Here is a 3863-nt window from a genome sequence, read left to right as displayed (position 1 = left end):
AATAAAATTTCTCATAATAACAGTAGTAAACCACTATCTAAAAAAGGCATAAAAAAAAAATAAAAATAATAAAAAACTTATAAAATAAAAAATAATAAAAAAATTTATAATACTATAATGAAAATATTGACAAAATGTATTTTTTTTAACCAATAATTCAATAAATATATTATAATAATATAAGAGATAATAAGTACCTTATGTCATTTTGCGTAAAAATAGTATGTACTTTTTTTTGAAAAAGTGATATATTAAGTGGGGTATTTTATTATCCAAAATTGTTACAAAGTAAAAATCTCTATAATTTACCATAACTGAGAGGTTTTTACTTTGTAATAAAAAGTCATGAGGACTTAATACATATTATTATTCATAAAATATTAAGGAGGTTTACTAATGAAAATATTAGTTTTAAACTGTGGTAGTTCTTCATTAAAATATCAATTAATAGATATGGAAAATGAAGCAGTATTATGTATAGGATTAGTTGAAAGAATAGGTATAGAAGGTTCTATACTTACTCAAAAAAAAGACGGTGTAGAAGGTAAATACATCAAAGAACAACAAATGAAAGATCATCAAGATGCTATAAAATTAGTTCTTGAAGGTGTTTTAGATCCAACTTACGGTGGAGTTAAAGACATGAAAGAAATAGACGCTGTAGGACACAGAGTTGTTCACGGTGGAGAAAAATTCGCATCTTCAGTTATAATAACAGAAGAAGTTGAAGAAGCTATGAGAAAATGTAGTGAATTAGCTCCTCTTCACAACCCAGCTAACTTAATGGGAATAGATGCAATAAAAGCTGTACTTCCAGGAGTACCAAATGTAGGTGTATTTGATACTGCATTCCATCAAACAATGCCAGCATCTTCATACTTATATGGTCTTCCATACAGACTATATACTGAATACGGTGTAAGAAGATACGGATTCCACGGAACTTCTCACAAATACGTATCTCAAAGAGCAGCTGAAATGTTAGGAAAAGACATAGCTGACTTAAAAATAATAACTTGTCACTTAGGAAACGGAGCTTCTATAGCTGCTGTTGACGGAGGAAAAGTAGTAGATACTTCTATGGGACTTACTCCACTTGAAGGTTTAATAATGGGAACTAGATGTGGTGATATAGACCCAGCTATAATACCATTCATAATGAAAAAAGAAAACTTAGACGCTGATGGTGTAGATAAATTAATGAATAAAGAATCTGGTGTATACGGAATGACTGGTATATCTTCAGACTTCAGAGATATATGCGATGCTGCTGCTGAAGGAAACCAACAAGCAATAGATGCATTAGATGCTTACCATAAGAGAGTTAAAAAATATATAGGTGCTTACGCTGCTGAAATGAACGGTGTAGACGCTATAGTATTCACTGCTGGTTTAGGTGAAAATGGTATAGACGATAGATTAGCTATAGCTTCTAACTTAGAAGTATTAGGTGTTAAAATGGACGCTGAAGCTAACAACGTAAGAGGAAAAGAAAGAGTTATATCTGCTGCTGACTCTAAAGTTAAAGTATTATTAATACCAACTAACGAAGAATTAATGATAGCTAGAGATACATTAGAATTAGTTAAATAATTATAGTTATATAATTTATCAAAATTGATTATAATATAAATGTTTAAGGTAGGCTAAAACCTACCTTAAATTATGTGTATAGGATTTTTTTTCATAATTAGCATAAAATAGTATTATAACTATCAAGTAAAAATACTTGACAAACATTAATCCTATTTGTATAATAAATTTGGTAATATGTTGAGGTGAAAAATATGATAATTAGTCTTAATGAGTTAAATAAAAGAGAAACTGGTAAAATAGACTTGAATTTTTCGCAAAAAATTGATAATATTAGTTATTGTGATAACACATATACATTGGCTTCACCAATTAATCTAGTTGGTAGAATTTCTAAAAATGCAAAAGATGAAGTTCATCTTCTTGCAGATGTAGATTTCACTATAATAGATAATTGTTCTAGATGTCTAGAACCAGTAGAAGTTCCAATGAGTTATACCATTGATGGTTTCTTAGTTAGCGAAGATTTTGATGAAGATAATTTTGAAGACTATGATGCTTTTATTATTGACACTGATGAAGTGGACTTAGTAAAAATAATAGAACAAACATTAGATTTCAATTTACCACACAAAGTTCTTTGTAACGAAGATTGTGAAGGTCTTTGTCCAGAATGCGGAGCTAATTTAAATAAAGAAACTTGCTCATGTAGCGAAACTGCAAGTGACGAGGATTTTATAGATCCACGTTTTGCTAAATTAAAAGATTTGTTCAAAAATGATTAAGGAGGTGGCTTAAATGGCAGTACCTAAGCGTAAAACAGCTAAATCAAAAACTAAAATGAGAAGAGCGGCTAATTCAAAAATGACAGTTAAAGGATTCGTAGAATGCCCACAATGTCATGATGTTAAATTACCACATAGAGTTTGTCCTTCTTGCGGACACTACAACGGTAAAGAAATCGTAGCTGAATAGTTATATAAAAAAACATGTAGTTTAGACTACATGTTTTTTTTTGCAAAAATATACGTTATAATAATATAGTACAAAATTGTTTAAAAAGATTTATAAAAATAAGAAAATAAATTTATATAAATTATTTAAATACAGTACATTATTTATTGTTAAAATAATTATTATATTATTAAACTATGGAAATAATATATTTTTAATAAAAGATTTATAAAGGGAGGAACATATGAAAATAGTTATAGATGCAATGGGTGGAGATAATGCTCCCCAAGCCACTGTAGAAGGTGCAGTACAAGCTATAAATGAATATGGTATAGATGTAATCCTAACAGGTGACAGAGCCCAAATAGAAAAGGAATTAGAATCAAAGACTTATGATAAAAATAAGCTAGAAATAATACATACTACTGAGATAATTGAAAATGAAGATAAACCAGTAATGGCAGTAAGACGTAAAAAAGATTCTTCTATGGTTGTAGCATTAAACTTAGTAAAAGATAAAAAAGCTGATGCAATAGTATCAGCAGGTAGTACAGGAGCTTTATTAGCAGGTGGTACATTAATCGTAGGTAGAATAAAAGGAATTGATAGACCATGTTTATGCCCAGGCCTTCCTAATATAAAAGGTGGAATAACTCTTCTTGCTGATGGTGGAGCTAATGCAGATTGTAAGCCTAAAAACTTAACACAGTTTGCTTTTATGAGTGATATATATTTAAGAAAAGTTATAGGTTTAGAAAATCCTAGAATAGGTCTTGCAAATATAGGTACAGAAGAAGGTAAAGGTAATGAGCTAGTAAAAGAAGCTTATTATGAATTAAAAGATTTAGATTTAAACTTTGTCGGAAATGTTGAAGCAAGAGATGTAATAAACTCTGTATGTGATGCTTTAATATGTGATGGATTTACAGGAAATACACTTTTAAAATCTTGTGAAGGTGTAGCTATGAGTTTAATGAAATTAATGAAAGATAAATTTATGGAGTCTTTCAAAGGCAAAGTAGGTGCTTTAATGCTTAAAGATAGCTTTAAAGAAATAAAATCTATGATGGACTATACTGAGTACGGTGGAGCGCCACTTTTAGGAGTTAAAGGTGGAGTAATAAAAGCACATGGTAGTTCTAATGCATTTGCTATAAAAAATGCAATCAACCAAGCTATAAAATTCGCAAATGGAAATGTTGTTGAAGATATAGAACAAGTTTTAAAAGAACTATCAGAAAAAGAAAAAGCTCAAGATAAAGAAAACTAAAAATATACTAATTAAAAATCTCTTCTAATTTAATAGAAGGGATTTTTTTTGTATGATAGATTGTCAATATAAGTGCAACATTTTATGTTTATGTTGCAGCGAAGAC

At 29.3% G+C, this 3863-nt stretch carries 4 protein-coding genes; all 4 read left to right on the top strand.

The genetic code is table 11. From position 1 onward, the window contains the following. Positions 1–396 precede the first annotated feature (396 nt). A complete protein-coding gene (locus tag RDX53_RS13815) occupies positions 397–1593 on the top strand; it encodes an acetate/propionate family kinase (protein WP_295733062.1) in 1197 nt (398 codons plus the stop codon). A gap of 194 nt (positions 1594–1787) precedes the next feature. Then, the gene (locus RDX53_RS13810) at positions 1788–2318 is read left to right on the top strand and encodes a DUF177 domain-containing protein (protein WP_195931838.1); all 531 of its coding nucleotides are present in this window, start codon (positions 1788–1790) and stop codon (positions 2316–2318) included. 13 nt (positions 2319–2331) lie between these two features. Further along, positions 2332–2508 carry a 50S ribosomal protein L32 gene (gene rpmF, locus RDX53_RS13805; RefSeq protein WP_007287361.1) on the top strand — a complete coding sequence of 59 codons (177 nt, stop codon included), beginning with the start codon at positions 2332–2334 and terminating at the stop codon, positions 2506–2508. Between the two features lie 223 nt (positions 2509–2731). After that, entirely contained in the window at positions 2732–3757 is a 1026-nt protein-coding gene (plsX, locus tag RDX53_RS13800; RefSeq protein WP_295733060.1) for a phosphate acyltransferase PlsX, read from the top strand. Positions 3758–3863: the final 106 nt, after the last annotated feature.

Origin of the sequence: uncultured Intestinibacter sp., from assembly GCF_902468165.1 — a bacterium.
Classification (GTDB): Bacteria; Bacillota; Clostridia; order Peptostreptococcales; family Peptostreptococcaceae; genus Intestinibacter.
The sequence above is the reverse complement of the archived record's forward strand: the minus strand, read 5'-3'. Positions and strand labels throughout refer to the sequence as shown.